The organism is Bradyrhizobium sp. CCBAU 11434 (assembly GCF_028128895.1).
GTDB lineage: Bacteria > Pseudomonadota > Alphaproteobacteria > Rhizobiales > Xanthobacteraceae > Bradyrhizobium > Bradyrhizobium zhengyangense.
Genome location: NZ_LBJX01000103.1, coordinates 450,201 through 470,609, shown reverse-complemented (window position 1 = coordinate 470,609; position 20,409 = coordinate 450,201). Strand labels below are relative to the sequence as shown.

General features: G+C 64.3%; 15 protein-coding genes. 13 read left to right on the top strand and 2 right to left on the bottom strand.

Features of this window, described 5'->3' with window-relative positions; translation table 11 throughout:
• Positions 1–135 precede the first annotated feature (135 nt).
• The 8 genes from XI06_RS42340 (at position 136) to XI06_RS42305 (ending at position 12,124) form a co-directional block, all read left to right on the top strand.
• Positions 136–2,460: a TonB-dependent siderophore receptor gene (locus XI06_RS42340; protein WP_237859674.1), complete on the top strand. Its 2,325-nt coding sequence runs from the start codon at positions 136–138 to the stop codon at positions 2,458–2,460.
• Between the two features lie 2 nt (positions 2,461–2,462).
• On the top strand, positions 2,463–3,653 hold the full coding sequence (locus tag XI06_RS42335) for a PepSY-associated TM helix domain-containing protein (protein ID WP_271607991.1): 1,191 nt from the start codon (positions 2,463–2,465) through the stop codon (positions 3,651–3,653).
• A gap of 37 nt (positions 3,654–3,690) precedes the next feature.
• A complete protein-coding gene (locus XI06_RS42330; RefSeq protein WP_271607990.1) occupies positions 3,691–5,097 on the top strand; it encodes a DUF1963 domain-containing protein in 1,407 nt (468 codons plus the stop codon).
• Between the two features lie 105 nt (positions 5,098–5,202).
• Complete coding sequence (locus tag XI06_RS42325; RefSeq protein WP_237859669.1) at positions 5,203–6,435, top strand: rhodanese-like domain-containing protein; 1,233 nt, start codon at positions 5,203–5,205, stop codon at positions 6,433–6,435.
• Positions 6,436–6,550: 115 nt separating this feature from the next.
• Positions 6,551–7,795: a phosphoglycerate dehydrogenase gene (gene serA, locus XI06_RS42320; protein ID WP_237859667.1), complete on the top strand. Its 1,245-nt coding sequence runs from the start codon at positions 6,551–6,553 to the stop codon at positions 7,793–7,795.
• Positions 7,796–7,905: 110 nt separating this feature from the next.
• Positions 7,906–8,925, top strand: a complete 1,020-nt coding sequence (locus XI06_RS42315) for a patatin-like phospholipase family protein (protein ID WP_271607989.1) — start codon at positions 7,906–7,908, stop codon at positions 8,923–8,925.
• Positions 8,926–8,928: 3 nt separating this feature from the next.
• Positions 8,929–10,383 (top strand): GntP family permease, encoded by a 1,455-nt coding sequence (locus XI06_RS42310; protein WP_237859662.1) that lies wholly within the window; start codon positions 8,929–8,931, stop codon positions 10,381–10,383.
• A gap of 79 nt (positions 10,384–10,462) precedes the next feature.
• Entirely contained in the window at positions 10,463–12,124 is a 1,662-nt protein-coding gene (locus tag XI06_RS42305) for a tannase/feruloyl esterase family alpha/beta hydrolase (protein ID WP_271607988.1), read from the top strand.
• A 115-nt stretch (positions 12,125–12,239) separates the two neighbouring features.
• On the opposite strand, the gene XI06_RS42300 is transcribed toward XI06_RS42305, so the two are convergent.
• Together XI06_RS42300 and XI06_RS42295 are read right to left on the bottom strand one after the other, a co-directional pair.
• Complete coding sequence (locus XI06_RS42300) at positions 12,240–13,865, bottom strand: MDR family MFS transporter (protein WP_271607987.1); 1,626 nt, start codon at positions 13,863–13,865, stop codon at positions 12,240–12,242.
• Complete coding sequence (locus tag XI06_RS42295; protein ID WP_271607986.1) at positions 13,807–15,069, bottom strand: HlyD family secretion protein; 1,263 nt, start codon at positions 15,067–15,069, stop codon at positions 13,807–13,809. Before XI06_RS42295 ends, XI06_RS42300 begins: the two co-directional genes overlap by 59 nt.
• Positions 15,070–15,210: 141 nt before the next feature.
• Between XI06_RS42295 and XI06_RS42290 the strand changes: the two genes are divergently transcribed.
• From XI06_RS42290 to XI06_RS42270, 5 genes are all read left to right on the top strand, one after another.
• Positions 15,211–15,819: a TetR/AcrR family transcriptional regulator gene (locus tag XI06_RS42290; protein ID WP_271607985.1), complete on the top strand. Its 609-nt coding sequence runs from the start codon at positions 15,211–15,213 to the stop codon at positions 15,817–15,819.
• Positions 15,820–15,866: 47 nt separating this feature from the next.
• The gene (locus XI06_RS42285) at positions 15,867–16,340 is read left to right on the top strand and encodes a MarR family winged helix-turn-helix transcriptional regulator (protein WP_237859653.1); all 474 of its coding nucleotides are present in this window, start codon (positions 15,867–15,869) and stop codon (positions 16,338–16,340) included.
• A gap of 12 nt (positions 16,341–16,352) precedes the next feature.
• Positions 16,353–17,123, top strand: coding sequence for an enoyl-CoA hydratase (locus tag XI06_RS42280; RefSeq protein WP_237859651.1), 771 nt, complete (start codon positions 16,353–16,355; stop codon positions 17,121–17,123).
• Positions 17,124–17,247: 124 nt separating this feature from the next.
• Positions 17,248–19,329, top strand: a complete 2,082-nt coding sequence (locus XI06_RS42275; protein ID WP_271607984.1) for a methyl-accepting chemotaxis protein — start codon at positions 17,248–17,250, stop codon at positions 19,327–19,329.
• A gap of 113 nt (positions 19,330–19,442) precedes the next feature.
• Entirely contained in the window at positions 19,443–20,381 is a 939-nt protein-coding gene (locus XI06_RS42270; protein ID WP_237859649.1) for a dihydrodipicolinate synthase family protein, read from the top strand.
• Positions 20,382–20,409 lie beyond the last annotated feature (28 nt).

Sequence of the window (20,409 nt, the reverse complement as noted above, 5' to 3'; positions counted from 1 at the left end):
GCATTATCATGCGATCGTTCCTGTTGTTAGAACGTTTCAACACTAGAGCTATTCAAGTCCACCTATAGTTCTCTTCATTCGCAGTCGCTGCTAGATGCGCCAGCGTCAATGCCGTGACTTGGAAGTGAATTGAAAGTGCGTGCCCCTGTGGATGGCCCTCGCGTCAGAGGTCATCGAAATCGCGCCGGCAAGAGCCGTGCAAGTCTTCTCATCGGTGCGGCCGTGTTGCTCGCCGAATACAACTCCAGCACGACCGTCGCGAAGGCGCAAACGGCGCTGCCGCCGGTGAATGTGGAAGCACCGACGCAGCGGCCGAAACCGTCGCGCGCGTCGCAGCAGTCTCAACGGCGGACACAGGCGGTCCTGCGCCGTAGCCCAACGGCCGTTCCATCCGCATCTCTGATGTTCTCCGAACGCGCCGCGGCGGACGCCGCCGCACAACAGGCCGCAAAGCTCGGCTATCGCGCGATGCCAAGCGCGACCACGTTGCGCTCGGGCGCATCGCCGCTCGATACCTCGCAGTCCGTCAATGTCGTGCCTGCGCAGGTCCTGAAGGACCAGCTGCCGCGCAACATCGACGATGCGCTGGTCAACATCAGCGGCATCACCCAGACCAATACGCTCGCCGGCACCCAGGACGCGGTGATCCGCCGCGGCTTCGGCGACAACCGCGACGGCTCGATCATGCGCAACGGCATGCCGCTGGTGCAGGGACGCAGCCTGAACGCTGCGGTCGACAGTGTCGAGGTGCTGAAGGGGCCGGCCTCGCTGCTCTATGGCATTATGGATCCCGGCGGCATCGTCAACACCATCAGCAAGCGTCCGGAACTGTACCAGCACGGCGCGGTCTCGCTGCTGGGCTCGACCTACGCGAACAATCGCAACGGTGCCGACGGCACACTCGATGTCACCGGCCCAATCGGCGATGGCGGGCTCGCTTATCGCTTCATCGGTTACGGCGTCAGCGAGGACTACTGGCGCAATTTCGGCCGTCACCGGGAGATGCTGGTGAACCCGTCGCTCGCCTGGTACGGCGAGGCCACGACGGTCCAGCTCACCTATGAGCACCGGGAATTCATCACGCCATTCGACCGCGGCACTGCCTTCGTCAACGGCGCCCCGCTGGCGATCTCGAAGACGCGGCGGCTCGACGAGCCATTCAACAACATGTGGGGCACGCCCGATCTGGTGCAGGGCTCGGTCGAGCAGAAGCTCGACGACACCTGGAAGGTCACGGCGGCCTACAGCTATAACACCGAGACGTACAGCGCCAACCAGCTCCGCGTCATCGGCGTCAACGCCAAGACCGGCGTCGAGACCCGCAGCAATGACGGCACCCAGAACTCACTGAGCAACGCCAGTTACGGCACGTCCTATATGCAGGGTGATGTCTGGGCCGGCGGCTTCCGCAACGAGATCCTGTTCGGCGGCGAGGCGCTGTATCGTACGATCGATCGCCACGATTTGATCCGTCAGGCGACGCCGAGCTTCAATTTCTACAACCCGGTCTACGGGCTCGTCACGCCGGGCACGACAATCTCGCCAACCGACAGCGAGCAGACCGACAAGCTCGGCACGCGCGGCTTCTTCGCCCAGGACACGTTCCATCTCACCAACTGGCTGTCCATGGTTGGCGGCGTGCGCTGGATGCAATATGAGCAACTCGCCGGAAAAGGCCGGCCTGTCTTCATCACCAACACGAACCTTTCGGGCGACAAGGTGCTGCCGCTCGGCGGGCTCATCGTCAAGCTGAATGAGCAGCTCTCCTATTATGTGAGCTACACGCAATCGCTGAAGCCGACCTCGACCATCGCGGCTTTCACCAGCGGCTTCGTCGTTGACTCCACCATTGCGCCTGAGGAGGGAACGCAGTGGGAGACCGGTTTGAAGTTCGACGTCAACAAGCGGCTGTCGGGCACTTTGGCGGTCTACGATATCCAGAAAAAGAATGTGCTGGTGCTGGATGACCTCGGCAACGGCAAGTCGACAGGGCGCGCCTCCGGTGCGGCGCGGTCGCGCGGTGTCGAACTGGACGTCACCGGCCGGCTGACTGACGAATGGAGCATGATCGGCAGCTACGGCTATACCGATGCGCGCCTGATCAACGATCCCGTCGTCGGCAACGCAAAATTGCTGAACGCCGCGATGAACACGGCGTCGCTCTATCTCGTCTACGATTTCGGCGACCGGTTGCCCGGACGCCTGCGGCTCGGTGGCGGCGCACACTATGTCGGCGACCGGCCGGGCGACGCCGCCAACACGTTCTTCCTGCCCGCCTACACCGTCGCAGACATCTTCGTGACCTACGACGCCAAGGTCGACAACGTGCCCGTGACTTATCAGTTCAACGTCAAGAACCTGTTCGACAAGGTCTACTACACCTCCACCACCGGAAACGCGTTGAACGTCGCGATGGGCGATGGCCGCCGCATCTCGCTGTCGGCAACGGTGAAGTTCTAGCCATGGCGATACAACATCAGGTCGGGCGCAAGATCAGGGCGGCACTGCTCCAGCTTCACTCCATTGCCGGCCTCGTGCTCGCACTGCTGCTCTCCTTGATCGCGCTGACCGGCGTGACCATGAGCTTCGAGGACGAGATCGTCGACCACCTGAATGCCGGCATCATGCAGGTCGTCCCGCGGACGACACCGGCTCTGTTGCCGGATGAGCTGGTGTCGCGTCTGAAGGCCGTACCTGACGCCGGCAAGGTCGCGGGCATCACGTTGTCGAGCAATCCTTCGGCGGCCGTTCATATCCGCTTCGCACGCGACGAGCAGGGCGGGCGGCCGTCATCGCTCTATGTAGATCCTTATGACGGCAGGGTGCTCGGCGTCCCGCGCGGCGAGGATTATTTTGCGATGGTGCGTCGGCTGCACCGCTGGTTGCTGATATCTGGCGATGCCAGGGGCTGGGGTCGCCAGATCACCGGCATCGCCGCGCTCGGCCTCATCGCGATGCTGGTCTCGGGCCTCGTGCTGCGCTGGCCGCGTCGGGCGAGCAGCGTGAAGATGTGGCTGAAGCCGAACCTCACCCTCAGCGGCCGCGGCCTGCATCGTTCGCTGCATGCCGTCGTCGGCACCTGGGTGCTGCTGGTCTATCTGGTGATGGCGATCACCGGGCTGTGGTACTCGTTCGACTGGTACAAGGACAGCGTCGTCTGGTTGCTGGCTCGGCCTCATGTGGCGGCCGTGAAGATGCAGCTGAAGCAGCCGCGCCTATCCGGTCGTTCCGAGCCGGCTCAGCCGGTCTGGTTCGATCGTGCGTGGTCGACTCTCCTGCGTGAGGAGAGCGGCGGCTTTGCCAGGGTGCAACTCACGCTTCCTGCAGGTCCTGGCACAGTGATGCGGATCCGGTCGTGGCCAAAGGACGCCACGCTCGAAAGCGAGCGTAACGAATTCCGCATCGATGCAGTTACCGGCCAGCTCATCTCTGCTGAGCGCTATGCCGACAAAACCCTGGGCGAAAAGGCCATTGCGAGCGTGCTCGACATCCATCGCGGCGCGATCCTGGGCTGGCCGGGCAAGCTTGCGTTCATGATAGCCGCAGCGCTGATGCCGCTGTTCGCGATCACCGGCGTGCTCTTGTACGCCTCGCGCCGCAAGTTGCAGCGTTCGGCGCAGCCGCTGCACGGGCGGCTCGTTCCGGGCGAGTGATCGCAACGCTCCCTGCTGACGGCTCATCGAGCGCGCGATGATCGGTCGCTCCGGTGTCGCCAAGGTCGTCCCACGTCTTGGACAAGAAACGCTTGTCCAAGGCTTCGCGAAATGGTTCGATCCGACTTCTGCACGCGTAAGTCGTGGTGGCTTAATGGCACGATCCGAACGAGATGAACTTGAAGAGGCAGCGCTGCCGGCAGTGCTCGTCAGACGGAACGATTTGCCCGTGCCGCTTGCACATCCGGCGAGAAGTTTCTTTGGCGGACTTCCCAAGCTTCCGCCGCAGTTCGAGTGGCCTGTGGCGGAAGTCACGGCGAATGAGACGCCAGAGACGGTAGCTCTCACCTTTGTCGCTCAGATTGACTTGGCTGAAGTGCCTGGTTCAGGTTGGTCGCCACTTCCGAAGCGAGGCACGCTCTTCTTCTTTTGCAGCTCGGTATTCGTCGGTGAAGGGAATCCTCCTTGCCGTGTCCTCTATAGTCCGACCGGCGGTGGCGCGCATCCTGGCCGCTCGCCACCACCCAATCTCATGCCGCTGGCAGGGACTGACGGAGACGCTCAAGTCAGATGGCTCGATCCGGCGCTCGATTTTCATTCCAAAGTCGAATTCAAGTACCCGCTTTCGTTCCTGCCGTTTCGCGACGTCTATTCCGATCAGGATGCCGCTGGGGGCGAATTCATGATCGAGGAATTGTGCAGGGTGTTAGGCCCGGGTGAGCCGCGGGCGCCGGATCTCCTTCAGTCTAGAAGGGCGCGCGACTATGAGAAAGACGAGGATTGGCCCTTCAACTGGCTTCTGATCAACTATGTGGTTCGCTCAATCTTGTCGCGTGTCCAGCGTGATCTGACACCTGGATCTTACTACAAGCCGATTACCGACGAGGTGGCTACAGAGCTCAAGCGTCTACGCGTCGGCGCGATCGGATGGCTTGAACGTTGCCGGGCACTGACCCCAATGGACGAGGTCGATGCGGATACGAAGACGGCCTTCAGGTCGTGGTGGCTCGACGTCGTGCAGGCCTACGAGAGGATAGACAGGCAGGTACGCACATATGCGGGGCAAATTGCGGAGGATCTGGGCTACGCCATCAACCACACGATCCGTTGTATGGCGACCCAGGGCGATGACGCTTGCGACGACGCTCCTTTCGAGTATGTCGCGAACCTCGAGCGACAGAATCATTGGAAAGCGCCGACCGTGGAAGAGGGGCAGCGCCGTCATTTTGGAACAGCGCTCCATCAGATGCTGGGATACGGCAGCGGTCCGCAAGATGCGACGGAGGTCCATCTGGAAGATATGCTGTTGCTCCAAGTGCAGGGTGATGCTGCCTTCTTCGATTGGCACTCCAACATCGGCTGTGTGCTTCATTTTTGGATTGACCGGGATGCACTCACGCAACTCGACTTTTCGGGCGTCGCCGCCACATATGAATGTGACTAGTGCGATACGTGTGGCAAACTGGCGATTGCCCGATTTTCTGATCTGACTAGCCAACATCACGGCAATGGTTCAAAAGCTTCTGGTCTTCCTTTCAGGGCCCACGCCATGAAGCTTTCGACCGTCACTCCCGCCGATGTCCGTCGCGCGCTGCTGCTGCGTGAGGAGATCGCACTGCTCGATCTCCGGTTTGAGTCGGCCTTCGCCACCGGCCATCCGCTGTTCGCGGCGAACATGGCCGTGGACCGGATCGCGGTTGAGGCCGCGGTGAGGCTGCCGCGCAAGGACGCGCGGATCGTGCTCTATGATGATGGCGAGGGGCTGGTCGCTGATGGCGCCGAACGTCTTGCCGCGCTCGGCTACAGCAATGTCCGCGCGCTCGATGGCGGGCTGAAAGCCTGGCGCGCGGCGGGCTACGAGCTGTTCGAGGACGTCAATTCCTATTCAAAGGCGTTCGGCGAGCTGGTTGAGGCGCGCCGCCACACACCCTCGTTCAGCGCCGACGAGGTGGCAAAACTGATCGCGGACAAGGCCAACATTGCCATTCTCGACGTTCGTCGCTTCGACGAATATGCGACCATGAACATTCCGGGCTCGGTGAGCGTGCCCGGTGCGGAGCTGGTGTTGCGCGCCGGCCAGGCCGCGCCCGATCCAGACACCACCATCATCGTCAATTGCGCCGGCCGCACCCGCTCGATCATCGGCACCCAGTCGCTGATCAATGCCGGCGTGCCCAACAAGGTGCGGGCGCTGCGCAACGGCACGATCGGCTGGACGCTGGCGCGGCACACGCTCAATCGCGGTGCTGACCGGCGGGGCGCGATTGGCTCATTTGAAGGGGGCCCGGCCAATGCGCGCGATGTCGCCTATCGCGCCGGCGTCCGTCATATCGGCGAGAACGAGATGGCGGCGCTGGTCGCAGCGACCGGTCGCACGCTCTATCGCTTCGACGTGCGCGATGCCGAGGAATATGCCGCCGGTCATCTCCCGGGTTTTCGCCACTATCCCGGCGGCCAGCTCGTGCAGGAAACCGACATGGCAGCGCCGGTGCGTGGCGCGCGCCTCCTCTTGACCGACGACAGGGGCGTGCGCGCCGATATGACGGCGTCCTGGCTCGCGCAGATGGGCTGGGAGGTCTACGTCCTCGAAGGCGGCTATGGCGGCCCACTCGAGGTCGGCCCGCCCCTCGTCCTGCCGAAGCCAGACCCCGCGCATCGCTACCGTCGCCCCTATGAGGGCACTGATGTTGCGGAGAAGGCAATGCAGGCCTATCTCGACTGGGAATATGGCCTCGTCGAGCAGCTCCGCCGCGACGGCACGCACGGGTTCTACGTGATCTGACTACCGCCAAATCTGACTACCGCCAGGTCAGGATATCCCCGTATCCAAACCCTATTGTGCTCGGCCTCGTCCGCGGTCTAAGAGCTGCGGCAAAGCCGTCATTTCAGGAGATTCCATGCCAGCCCCAGGCCAAAGCCCTGAGCGGAGCGCGAAGGCGCTGCTGCTTGAAGGTGTCAACGATAGCGCCGTGGATCTGTTCAAGGGCGCAGGCTTCACCAATGTCGAGCGTCTGACCAAGGCGCTGGATGGCGATGCCCTGCGCCAGGCGCTCAAGGGAGTGTCGCTGCTCGGCATCCGCTCCCGCACCCAGATCACCGACGAGGTGCTGGAAGCCGCCGACGGGCTGCTCGCGGTCGGCTGCTTCAGCGTCGGCACCAACCAGGTCGATCTCCTGGCGGCGCGCAAGCGCGGCATTCCCGTGTTCAACGCGCCGTTCTCCAACACGCGTAGCGTCGCCGAGCTCGTGATCGGCGAGATCGTGATGCTGCTGCGGCAGATCTTCCCGCGCTCGGTGTCGGCGCATGAGGGCGGCTGGGACAAGTCCGCGGCCGGTAGCCGCGAAGTCCGCGGCCGCACGCTCGGCATCATCGGCTATGGCAATATCGGCTCGCAGCTCTCGACGCTCGCCGAAGCCATGGGCATGCGGGTGATCTATTACGACCGCACCGACAAGCTTCGCCACGGCAACACCGAGCCGGTGGAGAAGCTGGAAGAGCTGCTGGCGCAGAGCGACGTGGTCAGCCTGCACGTGCCGGAGACGCCGGAGACCGCGGGCATGATCGGCGAGAAGGAGCTGCGGGCGATGAAGCCGGGCTCGTTCCTGATCAACAACAGCCGCGGCACGGTGGTCGATCTCGACGCGCTCGCGGGCGCCTTGCGCGATGGCCACATTGCGGGCGCGGCCATCGATGTGTTCCCGGTCGAGCCGTCGTCGAACTCGGAGCGTTTCAAGAGCCCGGTGCAGGGCCTTAATAACGTCATCCTCACTCCGCATATCGGAGGCTCGACCGAGGAGGCGCAGGAGCGCATCGGCGGCGAGGTCGCGCGCAAGCTGGTCGACTTTTTCATCACCGGCTCGACCATGGGCGCGGTGAATTTCCCGGAGGTACAGCTGCATCTGCGCCCGTCCGGCGCCCGTTTCAGCCATGTCCATCGCAACGTGCCGGGCATGCTGCGCCGGCTGAACGAGGTTTTCCTCCAGCGCGACATCAACATTGCCGCGCAATATCTGGAGACCGCCGGCGACCTCGGCTACGTCGTGCTCGATGCCGACCTCGGTGGCCAGGACTCAGGCGCGCTGCTGGCGCAGATTCGTGCACTCGAAGGCACGGTTGGCGCGCGGCTGGTGTTCGAGCACTAGCGCGCCGTCACGTTCCGGTTGCATTGTCCGGCTTAAACTCTCTAAACTGTATCGTCTTCGACGTGTTCCAATCACGTCGAATTTGAGCCTCAGTTGCGTGAGTGTCCGCCATGGAACGCGACGCCGTACTGATCGATCTCGCACTTCAAGGCGGCGGCTCGCACGGCGCTTTCTCCTGGGGCGTGCTCGACCGCCTGCTGGAGGAGAAGTGGCTCACCATCGCCGCGATCTCCGGCACATCGGCTGGCGCAATGAATGCGGCGGTGCTGGTTGATGGATGGACGGCTGGTGGAGCAGAGGGCGCGCGCGAGGCGCTGGAACGATATTGGCGCCGTGTCTCGAAGGCTGCTGCCTTCAGCCCATTGCAGCGCTCACCGTTCGACAGGCTGATGGGACGCTGGACGCTCGATACCTCGCCCTTCTACATCTTCACCGACCTGATGTCGCGGGTGCTGTCGCCCTACGATCTCAATCCGACCGGTTACAATCCGCTGCGCGCAGTGCTGGCCGAGAGTATCGATTTCGAACGGCTGGCGCGCTCGCCGATCCAGCTCTTCATCACGGCGACGCGGGTGCGCACTGGGCGCGGACGAATCTTTCGCAACGCCGAGATCACGGCAGACGTGCTGCTCGCATCGGCCTGCCTGCCTACCATGTTTCGCGCGATCGAGATCGACGGCGAGCCTTACTGGGACGGCGGCTTCGCCGGCAACCCCACCATCACGCCGCTGGTCCGCGAGAGTGATGCGCACGACACCATACTCGTCCAGATCAATCCGACCGAACGGCTGGAGGAGCCACGCACCGCGGCGGAGATCCTCAATCGCGTCAACGAAATCTCCTTCAACTCGCCGCTGATGAAGGAGCTGCGCATGATCGCGCTGCTACGCCAAGCGGCCGATCCCGGCAGCGGCGAGGGTTCGCGCTGGGCGAAGATGCGGACGCACCGGGTCAAGAGCGACATGCTGGCGAAGTTTGGCGCCTCGTCGAAGCTCAATGCAGAATGGGAGTTCGTCTCGATGCTCCGAGCCGAGGGTCGCCTGGCCGCGGATGCGTTTCTCCGCGAGCACGGCGCCGATGTCGGCCGGCAATCGACCGCCGATCTTGACGTTCTCCTGGCGGAGTGTTGAGGCATGGGTCTCCTCGGCCTGCTCGTCGGGCTCGGCCTGCTGGTGCTGTTCGCGTTTCGCGGCTGGAGCGTGCTTTTGCTCGCACCGTTCGCTGCGTTGGTGGCCGCGTTGTTTGGCGGCGAGCCGCTGCTGGCGAACCTCACCCAGGTCTTCATGACGAATGCAGCGGCATTTCTGGCGCAGTTCTTTCCGATCTTCCTGCTGGGCGCCGTGTTCGGCAAGCTGATGGATGACAGCGGCGCGGTAACGTCCGTTGCCGCGTTCATGGCGAAGCGTCTCGGCGAGCGCCGCGTAATCCTTGCGGTCGTGTTGGCCGGCGCCGCGGTGACTTACGGTGGCGTGAGCCTGTTCGTCGCGTTCTTCGTCATCGTGCCGATGGCCCGCTCGCTGTTTCGTGCGGCTGAAATTCCGCGGCGTCTGATTCCGGCTGCAATCGTGCTGGGGACGTCGACCTTCACCATGTCGGCCTTGCCCGGCACGCCGTCGATCCAGAATGCGATCCCGATGCCGTTCTTCGGCACGACGCCCTTTGCCGCACCGGGCCTCGGGATTGTCGCTTCCCTGATCATGCTCGGCACAGGCTTGTGGTGGCTGCATCGCGCGGAAGCCAAGGCGCGGCGCGCTGGGGAGGGCTATGGTGACGAAGTCGAGGATGTGACCGAGCGCGCTGCGTCCGACGAGCTCGTGCGCGAACGTGCGACCACGGCGCGGGAGTTTGATCCAGCGGAGCTGCAACATGGCCATCGCAGCGACCAAGCGTCGCCGGTTCTGAATGCTGTCCTGCCGTTGATCGTCGTCGTGGCCGTCAATCTCCTGATGTCGCTCGTGGTCCTGCCTCGGCTCGATGTCAGCTACCTTGCCGAGCAGCGTTTTGGCGGGACGTCGCTCGCTGCCGTTGCGGGCGTGTGGTCGGTCGCGGTGGCGCTGACCGCCGCCATCGTCACGACCATCGTGCTGAACTGGTCCCGTCTGCCGGCGTTGCGGCAGACCATGGACGCCGGAGCCAACGCCTCGGTGCTGCCCGCCTTCAGCGTCGCGAGTCTGGTCGGGTTCGGCGCGGTCGTTGCCGCACTGCCGGCATTCACGACCGTGCGCGACTGGGTGCTCGCGATCGAAGGCGGCCCGCTGGTCTCGCTGGCGGTCGCGACCAACATCCTGGCCGCGCTGACCGGCTCTGCGTCCGGCGGCCTGACCATTGCTCTCGATGCGCTCGGCGACACTTATGTCGATCTCGCCGCACGGACCGGCATCGACCTTGCCCTGATGCATCGCGTTGCGGTGATCGGTTCGGGAACGCTCGATATCCTGCCGCACAACGGTGCGGTGGTGAGCTTGCTCGCGATCTGCGGCCTGACGCATCGCGACAGCTATTTCGATATCGTGATGGTCGGCATCGTGACGTCGCTGCTCGCACTGGTGGCCGTGATCGCCTTGGGCAGTGTGCTGGGATCGTTCTAAGACGATTGACGCAGTCGCGAAGGTTGCGTTGAATGCAGCCGACTGTCGGACACAAAACAAAGAAGACCGGGTGGAAACGATGACGCGAAAGAGCGCGAAGCTGTGTGCAATGTTCGTGGGTGCGACAGCTGCGCTGGGTGCGACCAGCGCATTCGCGGTAACGCTGGCGGAGGATGCAGACAACGTCTGTAAGAGCCTCGTCGGCGGTGGCGATGCCGTCAAGATCGACTCCGCGGCGCTGCAGTCGCCGTCGCAACTGGCCGTTGCCGAACGCGGCCCGACGCCGGCCGGCCGCATCGCGCCGGCCAATCCTGCCTTCTGCAAGGTACTCGGCCATATCGAGTCCGTTGATCCCAAGGCGCCCCCGGTCAAATTCCAGGTCAATCTGCCTGTCGAATGGAACGGGCGCTCGGTGCAATATGGCGGCGGCGGCTTCAACGGCGTGCTGATCACCGGCCTCGGGTTGCCGCCGGCCTATCCCTTCGACAAGCCGTCGCCGCTGGCGCGTGGCTTCGCCACCTACGGCACCGATTCCGGCCATGAGTCCAAGCCCGGCGAGCCGCCGCAGCTGTTCGCGCTCAATGACGAAGCGTTCGAGAATTTTGCCCACCGCGCCTACAAGAAGGTGCGCGACGCCGCGGTGGCGCTGATGCAGCGCGCCTATGGCAAGAAGCCGGACAAGATGTACTTCATGGGCTCGTCCGAAGGCGGGCGCGAAGCGCTCACCATGGCGCAGCGCTACCCCGATGATTTCGACGGCATTTTCGCACGCGTGCCCGTCATCAACTGGGTCGGCTTGCAGCATGCGGGCACCCGCTCCGGCCTCGTCACCATGGGCGGGGGCTGGATCAATCCGGCGCAGGTGAAGCTGGTCGGTGACGCCGTGCGGGCCGCTTGCGACAAGGCCGATGGTTCCGACGACACGCTGGTGCAGGATCCCGTCGGCTGCAAGACGGCGTTCAAGGTCGAGACGCTGCGTTGCACTGAGGGCAAGAGCGGCGATCAATGTCTCACCGACGCCCAGATCAAGGCAATCGATACGCTGCATGCGACCTACAAATTCCCGTTCACGCTCGCCAACGGTCTCGACGACTATCCCGGCTGGGGCGTGTCGGGCGAGGATACACCGGCGATCGGGCCGACCGGCGGCTGGATGGCGTGGTGGCTCGGCACCGCACCGCCGGCGCAGCCGCCTGCGCCGAACAACGGCATCGCCTGGATTTACGGCGCCGGCGGCATTCAATATGTGTTCGCGCGCGATCCGAAGCTCGACGTCACCACCTACAAGGTCGAGGACCACAAGGCGCGGCTGCTGGAAGTCTCCAGCCTGATGGATTCGACCGATCCCGATCTCAGCCGCTTCCGCGCTCGCGGCGGCCGGCTGATCATGCTCGAGCACTTGGCCGACTACGCGCAGAGCCCCTATGCCGGCATCCGCTATTTCGAGAGCGTCGAGCGCAAGCTCGGCAAGGCTGAGACCGCGGAATTTGCCCGACTCTACACCGCGCCCGGTGTCGATCATGTCGGCTCCGGCGCGCCGGCCAATGTCGACATGCTGACCGCGCTGGTCGATTGGGTCGAGAAGGGTACGGCGCCGGGCGATCTGGAGGTCACCGAGCAGAAAGTCGAAGCGCCGTCATTTGCGGTTACGCGCGCGATGCCGCTGTGCCGCTGGCCGGCCTGGCCGCATTACAAGTCGGGCCCTGTGACCGCGGCTGCGAGCTTCACCTGCGCGCCGTAGGGCGCCGACAATCTCCACAGCGTCGTGGCCCGGCATGTCCCCGGCCATCCACGCTTTGCCACGCAGCACTGAGAATGTGGATGCCCGGGACAAGCCCGGGCACGACCATCTCTTGCTAGTGTGCCCCACCCCCTCCGCCAGCCGCCTTCACCCGCCGCGTCAGCAGCACCGCGATCGCAGCCAGCACCAGCACGACGCCGATCACGGCAAAGGTGTCGGAGAAGCCCATCACCAGCGCCTGGCGCTTCACTGTCTTACCGAGTGCGATGATGGCCTGCTCGCGGGCGGCGTTGGGGTCGGGCACGCCGTGGGCGATGAAGTAATCCGTCATCTGCGCGATGCGGGTGCGGACCTCTTCGCGGCCGAGCGTCACGGAATGGCCGATGATGTTGGAGTGGAATTGCTCGCGCTTGGTGACGATGGTCGCGAGCACCGCAGTGCCGATGGCGCCGCCGAGGTTGCGCATCATGTTGGAGATACCGGAGGCCGCAGGCGCATCCTGCGGCGCGACGCTGCCGAGGCTGAGCGCCGACAGCGGCGCCAGCGTCAGGGCCTGGCCGACGGCGCGGACGACATTCGGAATGAAGAACTGATCGCCGGAATAGTCGACCGACATCATGATGTTCATGAACGAGCTGGCGGCGAACAGCAGCAGGCCGACGGCAGCGATGTAGCGGGTGTCGAAACGCTGCATCAGCTTCGGCACCAGCGGGATCAACAGCAGCTGCGGCAGGCCCGTCCAGGCCAGCACATTGCCGATCTGCTCGGCATTGTAGCCCTGCACCTGGCCGAGATAGGCCGGCAGCAGATAGACCGAGCCGAACAGCGCGAAGCCGAGGAACACCGCAGCGATAGTGCCGACGCCGAAATTCCACTGTGTCAGCAGGCGGAGGCGGAGCAGCGGCTTCTCGACCACGAGCTCGATGGTGATGAACAGCGACAGGCTGATCGCGGCGATGATTGCAAGCCGCACGATGAAGGGTGAGCCGAACCAGTCGTTCTTGTTACCTTCCTCGAGCACGGCCTGCAGCGAGGCCAGGCCAACTGCCATCGTGGCGATGCCAAACCAGTCGCCTTCACGCAGCAATCCGAGATTCAGGGGAGCACGTTCCAGGGTGAGGAACAGAATGCTCACCATGACCGCAGTCGGCAGCAGGTTGACGAAAAAGATGGTCTGCCAGCCGTAATTCTCGGTCAGATAGCCGCCGATGGTCGGACCGATCGCGGGCGCGAACGTTACGGCCAGCGAGAACATGGCGAGGCCGATCGGCTGCTGACCCTTCGGCAGCTTGGTGAAGACGAGCGTGAAGGCCATCGGGATCAGCACGCCGCCGAAGAAGCCCTGGAAGCCGCGCATCGCGATCATCGAGGGAAGGTCGTGCGTGAAGGCACAGGCAACGGAAAACGCCGCAAACAGCGAGGCAAAGCTCAGCATGATGTTGCGGAACGAGAACACCCGCGACAGATAGTCGGTCAGCGGGATCACGATGATCTCGCCGATCAGATACGACGTCGAGATCCAGGATCCGTTGTCGACACCGGTGCCGATGCCGCCCTCGATGTTGAGCAGCGAGGCATTGGTGATCTGGATGTTCAGGATCGCCACGAAGGCGCCGATCATCGCGGCGAAGACGGCGATCCAGACCGTAGCACTTGCTCTGTTAGGATCGGCGGCGGCGCGATTAGGCGTCGCGGCCGATATGGCTGGTGCTGGCGTCGAGATTGAGAGGCTGTTTGACATGGCACGACCCTCCGGAAACAAGCTTGGCTTTGGGCTTCGTTGAGGGCGTCGTTGCCGCTTGCGCGGTCGGCGCTGAACGGGTTGCGATCGTCGGGATGACGGACATGCCGGGCCGCAGCTCGATCGCAGGCGCGGTCTCGGCGTCCAGCGCGATCTTCACGGGAATGCGCTGCACGATCTTGGTGAAGTTGCCGGTGGCGTTGTCGGGCGGCAGCAGGGCGAACTCCTGGCCGCTGGCCGGCGCGATGGAATCGACATGACCGTGCACCACCTGGCCCGGGAACGTATCGACCTCGATCTCGACCTCTTGTCCGGCACGGACATGGGTGAGCTGGGTCTCCTTGAAATTGGCAACGACATAGGCGCCCTCGGCGGGCACGATCGACATCAGCTGCGTACCGGCCTGCACGAGCTGGCCGACACGGAGCGTGCGGTTGCCGATGACGCCGTCGATCGGCGCGACGATCGTGGTGTAGCCGAGATTGAGTTCGGCTTGATGCTGAAGCGCGGCGGCGCGGGCGGCCGCGGCGTTGGCCTGCGCGATCTCGGCCTTCAGCAGCTCGACCTGCTTCAGCGCCGAGGCGAGGTTGGCGGTGTCGCGCTGGATCGCAGCTTCGGCGCCGGCGTTGCGTGATTGCGCCTGCTGCGCATTCTGCACGCTGCCATAACCGGTCGCGGCGAGATCGGTGTAACGCTTGTTCTCCTGCTGCGCAAAAGTCTTTGCGGCGGTGTCGACATCGATGGTCGCCCTGGCTGCGGCGATCACCGCATCCTGAACGTCGAGCTGCGCCTGCTTGCTGGCGATCGTCGCATTCGCTGCGGCGACGTCGGCCTTGGCCTGGTCGAGCGCGACGCGGAAGTCGCGGTCGTCGATCCGCGCCAGCACCTGGCCGGCCTTCACATGCTCGTTATCGCCGACCAGAACGCGGTCGAGATAGCCGCTGACCTTCGGCGCGATGGTGGTGTTGTCGGCCTTCACATAGGCGTCATCGGTGGAGACGAGGAAGCGGCCGATGGTCCAGTAATCGTAGCCATACCAGCTGGCACCGGTGAGGGCGGCGAGCGCCACTCCCGCAAGCAACAGCTTACGAAAGCTCAGCTTTTGGCGGGGCGCGGGTTTCTGCGTGACAGGCAAAACACCTTCTGGTGCAGGTGTTGGAACCACGGCGGCATCGGACTTGGTCGGGTTGGTATGGACGGTCATCGCCGCCTCCCTGAATTAGGAAACTTGACGATTTCCAAAATAGGATTAGCTTTGGGACTGTCAATCGAATGACAGGCATCATTTAAAAACATGGCTCAGGCAAAACCGTCATCAGAGTGTCGTCCGCGCGGGCGGCCGCCAGTGCGCAGCGACGAAGAGACGAAGCGGATCGTCATCGAGGCCGCGCGGCACGCCTTCGCGGTCGACGGCTACACAGCAACCAGCACCGAAGAGCTGGCGCGCGGCGCCGGCATCTCCACCAAGACTCTCTACCGGCTGTTTCCCGGCAAGGCGGCGCTGTTCGAAGCCATGTGCGCTGACAGGCTCGAGCGGTTGCTCTCCGACGTCAATCTCCAAGCCAACAACCAGGCCGACATCGAGACCAGCCTGGCTGCCGTGCTGGTCGCCTGTGCCGATCTCGCACTCGATCCGGAGGTCGTGTCGCTGCAGCGCATGGTCCTGCAGCAATCAGCGACGTTCCCCGACCTTGCTGCGAATTTTTACCGGGATGGCATCGCGCGTACCGCGGCGGCGCTGGCGGGCTGGCTGCGCGATCAAGTCAAGAAGAAGCGCCTCGCGCTTGATAATGTCGATGAAGCCGCCGGCATGATGATCGGCATGATGGTGTCGGCGCCGCAGCGCGCGGCGATCTACGCCAGCCTGACGCTGCCCTCGCGCAAGGAAATCGAGAAGCGGGCACGGGTATGCGCTGCAATTCTTCTCGACGGCTGCCGCGGGGCGTCGCGCTAGCGACGACAGGCTTTGACAACAGGCCGTCGTCCCAATATATGTTTCGCATGCGAAAGAAATTGCCTGAGGCCAGGCATCACCGGCTGATCTACCTCCTGAGCGTCGCGCAACGGCGATTGCAGCGCTGGATGGCGGCGCAGCCGCAAAACGAGGTGACGCCGGCGCAGGCAGGGCTGTTGTTCATCCTCGGCAAGCAGGACGGCGTCCTGATGGGCGAGGCGGGTGCGGCGCTTGATCTCGGCCCGGCCGGCATTTCGGGCCTGGTCGATCGCAGCGCCGCGGCAAAGCTGGTTGAGCGGCGCGCTGATCACGACGACGGCCGCGCCTGGCGCGTGTGGCTGACGCCGAAAGGGCGCCATGTACTGGCGCAGGCGAAAGCCGATACGGCCGCGATCAATGCCGCGCTGACGGAAGGATTTACCAGCGCCGAGATCGATGTCGTCGCGCGTTGGCTGACCAGCATTCAGGACAAGTTTCCAAGAGACTCCATAAGAGACGTGACAAGAGACCCAGATGAATAAGAGGAGATACTCATGACCGAGCATGTGCGAGTTGAAAACAACAACGGAATTCTCACGCTCACTTTGGCGCGCTCCGACAAGAAGAACGCGTTGACGGATGCGATGTACGGCAAGCTTGCCGACGCCATCGAAGCCGCCGAGTCCGACCCGTCCGTGCGCGTGTTGCTGATCCGCGGCGAGGGCGACATGTTCACCGCGGGCAACGACGTCGGCGAATTCGCCGCCGTCGCGTCAGGCAAGTCCGAAGGCAGCCGCAATGTCGGACGCTTCATCCAGTCGCTGGCGCGTTGCACGCGGCCCCTTGTTGCCGCCGTGCAGGGCCGTGCCGTCGGCGTCGGCACCACGATGCTCCTGCATTGCGATCTGGTCGTGCTTGCCGAGAATACGCAGTTGTCGACGCCCTTCGTCAGCTTGGCGCTGGTGCCGGAAGCCGCCTCCAGCCTCCTGATGCCGGCGCGGATCGGCTATGCCCGCGCCTATGAGATGTTTGCACTTGGCGAGACCGTGCCGGCCAAGTCCGCGCTGGAATGGGGCCTCGTCAACCGCGTGGTGCCGCTCGACAAGCTCGATACCGAGGCGCTTGCGCTCGCCCAGCGTCTGGCCCGGCAGCCGGCCGGCGCGCTCATCGCGACCAAGAAGCTGATGCGCAACGGCGAGGCACTGGTGGCGCAAATGCAGGCCGAGGGCGAGCAGTTCGCGAAGCGTCTGCGCACGGCCGAGGCGCGCGAGGCGTTTACGGCGTTCGCCGAGCGGCGTCCGCCTGATTTCACGAAGGTTTCTTGACGATGCGGACCTGACAAAAGGTTTGGCAAATCGCGAACGACCTGCATTTGACTAAACCCTTAACGGAACATTGGCATGTCGCGATGCAAGGTGGCCTCTCCTGGAAGTAGGCCCCTTGTGACCCATGGCAATGTTTAAGAAATCGGTAAGCTCGCTCCTCCTGACCTTGATGGCCCTGCTGGCCGCCGGCGCGCTCGCCTCTACGGCGATCCAGATGGTCGGGGCCTTCGGCCGCTACAACGACAGTCTCGAGACGGCGCGGCTCGCCGCCGCCGACAAGGCGATCTTCCACGGCGTGCTGTCCCTGCGCAACAATCGCGGCGATGCCCAGAGCGCGATCCTCGGCGACGACGATCCGCGCGCAAAGCTCGCCGAGGCAGAGAAGGCGGAGCAGGGCGGCTATGAGGGCATCAGCGCCGCCCTCGCCACGATCGATTTCGCCCGCCGCGATGAACTGGCAAGCAAGCTGAAGCAGGGCTGGGGTGAGGCCGCGCCGCAATTCCAGCTGTTCTATGATGAAGCCAAGCGTCCGCGCGCCGAGCGCAAGATCGAGCGGACCAACTCCTGGTACGATGCCGTCACCAAGGTGATCGACACCGCAAATCTCGCCTCGACCGCAGTGTCGAACCGGGCCTGGATGAACGATCCCTTCATCGCCCGCATGATCCAGGTCCGCCGCCTCGCCTGGCAGGTGCGCGACCGCTATGGCATCCATTGCTCGGTGCTGCGTTCGAACGTCAACAGCAGCAAGCCGCTTGACGACACCCAGAAGCGCTCGCTGGCGCAATGGGACGGCACCATCGCCTCCGGCTGGGCCGGCATGACCGAGTTGCTGGCCGCGCCAGATGTGACCGCGGAACTGGCCGCTTCGGCCAAGGAGGCGAAGGCCAAAACCGACGGCGTTCTCAAGCAGATCGGCGATCTCACCAAGAACTTTGACGGCAGCGGCAAGCCGGCGATGGCGGCGGCGGATTGGAATGCGCTGTGCCAGTCGCCGTTCCCGCTCATTGTCGGTGTCGCGACCAAGGCGCTCGACCAGTCGATCGCGCGAGCCGAGACCGTTCAGGCCAAGGCGCTGACCAATCTCATCGTGCAGTCGCTGGCGTTCCTGGCGGCGCTCGCCGTGACGCTGGCCGGCGTCTATGTCGTGCGCAATCGCCTGATGCGTCCGGTCCGCGCCATTCTCGACGCGATCGCCCGGATCAGCGCACGCGACTACGCGACGCCGGTTCCGCAATCCCGCTATCCCGACGAGTTCGGCACCATGGCCGCCGCGCTTGAAAGCCTGCGCGAGAGCGCGGCCACCGCGGAACGCCTCGGCCAGGAACGCGAATCGCAGCAGGCGCTGCAGCTGGCCCGCTCTGGCACCGTCGACGAGGCGTGCCGGAGCTTCGACGACACCGTGCAGGCGGTGATCCAGAGCGTCGCGGCATCGGCCAAGGAACTCGATGCCACGGCGACCGACGTGCGCACGCTGGTGTCGGAATCGAGCAGCCAGACGGCCGCGGTCTCCTCCGCCGCCGAGCAGGCCACCAACAATCTTGAAAGCATCGCGGCCGCGACCGAGGAGCTCTCGGCCTCCGTCGGCGAAATCTCCGCGCAGGTGCAGTCCAGCGCACGCGATGCGCGCGAAGCGGTGTCGCAGGTCGAGCAGACCAACGCAACGGTCGAAATCCTCGACCAGACCGCCGGCCGTATCAGCGAAGTCGTGAAGATGATCCACGCCATTGCCGGCCAGACCAATCTGCTCGCCTTGAACGCCACCATCGAGGCGGCCCGCGCCGGCGAAGCCGGCCGCGGCTTTGCTGTGGTTGCCGGCGAGGTCAAGAGCCTAGCGTCGCAGACCGCGACCGCGACGGAAGAAATCTCGCGCCAGGTCGAGGAGATTCAGGGCGCGACCGGCCAGGCCGTCGCCGCCATCCGTTCGATCGGGGGCGCCATCAGCGGCATCGACGAGAAGATGACGGCCATTGCCGCCGCGGTCGAACAGCAGCGCGCGGCTACCACGGAGATCTCGCGCAACTTCCAGCATGCCGCCCAGGGCACCCGCGAGGTCACCGACACCATCGGCAGCGTGGCCCAGCTCAACCAGGAGACGGGCAATGCCGGCACGGTGCTGTTCCAGTCCGTGACCAAGATGTCGGCCGACGCCGACCGCCTGCGCGTCGCGGTGGAAGGCTTCCTCGGCGCCGTAAAGTCCGCTTAAGGCCTCATTCCCGGCTCAACGGAACGCGGTTCGGCATTGCCGCGCCTGCCTGCGACCTGTAAATGGTAGCGGTACCAAGCTCTAACGGACGGGACTACAGGGAGATAATTTCGATGCCGGTCACCCCACATAAGGCCCAGCGCCCCTATCGCGGCGTGTTTCCGGTCGCACCCACCATCTTCGACGAGCGCGGCGAGCTCGATCTCGAGGGCCAGCGCCGCTGCATCGACTTCATGATCGATGCCGGCTCGCATGGCATCTGCATCCTTGCCAATTTCTCCGAGCAGTTCGTGCTGACCGATGCCGAGCGCGAGAGCGTCATGCATGCGGTGCTGGAGCAAGTCGCCGGCCGCGTGCCCGTCATCGTCACCACCACTCATTTCAGCTCGGCGGTGTGCGCGGCGCGCAGCAAGCAGGCGGAGGCCGCCGGTGCCGCCATGGTGATGGTGATGCCGCCCTATCACGGCGCCACCTTCCGCGTGCCGGAGAAGGGCATCGTCGAATTCTTCAAGGTGCTCTCGGGCGCGATCGACATCCCGATCATGATCCAGGATGCGCCGGTTGCGGGCACGCCGCTGTCGGTCGAGCTGCTGGCGCGGCTGGCGCGCGAATTCTCCAACATCCGCTATTTCAAGATCGAAGTGCCCGGCGCGGCCGCGAAGCTCCGCAGCCTGATCGAGGTGGGCGGCAAGGAGATCGAGGGCCCCTGGGATGGCGAGGAAGCGATCACGCTGATGGCCGATCTCGACGCGGGCGCGACCGGTGCGATGACCGGCGGCGGCTATCCCGACGGTATCAGGCAGATCATCGATCCTTATTTCGCGGGCGATCGAGAGAAGGCGAAGGCCGCCTATGAACGCTGGCTGCCGCTGATCAACTACGAGAACCGCCAATGCGGCCTGATCGCTTGCAAAGCGATGATGCAGGCTGGGGGCGTGATCAAGTCGGATATGGTCCGCCATCCGCTGCAACCGCTGCATCCGGCGACGAGGGCGGGATTGCTGGAGCTCGCCAAGGAGCGCGACGCGCTGGCGCTGCGGTGGGGGAAGTAGAGCCACGCGCTCAGCCCTTGTAGGGTGG

Excerpts from the sequence above, each read along its gene's own strand:
- XI06_RS42335 (WP_271607991.1), top strand. The coding sequence starts at position 2,463 with ATGGCGATACAACATCAGGTCGGGCGCAAGATCAGGGCGGCACTGCTC.
- XI06_RS42330 (WP_271607990.1), top strand. The coding sequence starts at position 3,691 with ATGATCGGTCGCTCCGGTGTCGCCAAGGTCGTCCCACGTCTTGGACAA.
- XI06_RS42325 (WP_237859669.1), top strand. The coding sequence starts at position 5,203 with ATGAAGCTTTCGACCGTCACTCCCGCCGATGTCCGTCGCGCGCTGCTG.
- serA (WP_237859667.1), top strand. The coding sequence starts at position 6,551 with ATGCCAGCCCCAGGCCAAAGCCCTGAGCGGAGCGCGAAGGCGCTGCTG.
- XI06_RS42315 (WP_271607989.1), top strand. The coding sequence starts at position 7,906 with ATGGAACGCGACGCCGTACTGATCGATCTCGCACTTCAAGGCGGCGGC.
- XI06_RS42310 (WP_237859662.1), top strand. The coding sequence starts at position 8,929 with ATGGGTCTCCTCGGCCTGCTCGTCGGGCTCGGCCTGCTGGTGCTGTTC.
- XI06_RS42305 (WP_271607988.1), top strand. The coding sequence starts at position 10,463 with ATGACGCGAAAGAGCGCGAAGCTGTGTGCAATGTTCGTGGGTGCGACA.
- XI06_RS42300 (WP_271607987.1), bottom strand. The coding sequence starts at position 13,865 with ATGTCAAACAGCCTCTCAATCTCGACGCCAGCACCAGCCATATCGGCC.
- XI06_RS42295 (WP_271607986.1), bottom strand. The coding sequence starts at position 15,069 with ATGACCGTCCATACCAACCCGACCAAGTCCGATGCCGCCGTGGTTCCA.
- XI06_RS42285 (WP_237859653.1), top strand. The coding sequence starts at position 15,867 with ATGCGAAAGAAATTGCCTGAGGCCAGGCATCACCGGCTGATCTACCTC.
- XI06_RS42280 (WP_237859651.1), top strand. The coding sequence starts at position 16,353 with ATGACCGAGCATGTGCGAGTTGAAAACAACAACGGAATTCTCACGCTC.
- XI06_RS42275 (WP_271607984.1), top strand. The coding sequence starts at position 17,248 with ATGGCAATGTTTAAGAAATCGGTAAGCTCGCTCCTCCTGACCTTGATG.
- XI06_RS42270 (WP_237859649.1), top strand. The coding sequence starts at position 19,443 with ATGCCGGTCACCCCACATAAGGCCCAGCGCCCCTATCGCGGCGTGTTT.